We start from the raw sequence: 345 nt of genomic DNA on the forward strand, positions 1-345 counted from the left end.
CGTGAGCCACAATCGAGGCCACTTGTTCAATGGCATGACTCGCAATCCCGATGATAGCTTCTACAATAACGGTAGTATTGGTAATTACAACTGCGACCATAATATAACTAATCAACATCGGCGCTAATGCTTCAAAGGTCATCGCTCCTCCTGAGTTAGCAATTTTCTTTGCCATCTTCGAAAATTCTAAGATGAGAACAACTGATAAAATCGCAACTCCAAGAGGCTGCATGACACTTTTAGTAATACTAGACATATAAGTCCAAACTGTTGGATTGTAGCTAGATAGGGATTTAATCAGATCTACCGTAGATTGTAAATCCACATTAAATCCTTCAAATAAAT

1 pseudogene is annotated in these 345 nt (G+C 38.6%); it reads right to left on the minus strand.

Features of this window, described 5'->3' with window-relative positions:
• Nucleotides 1-345: pseudogene (locus CBI42_RS11610) on the minus strand (conjugal transfer protein TrbL); the annotation flags it as partial.

This window comes from Streptococcus sp. KR, assembly GCF_002238115.1.
Taxonomy (GTDB): Bacteria; Bacillota; Bacilli; order Lactobacillales; family Streptococcaceae; genus Streptococcus.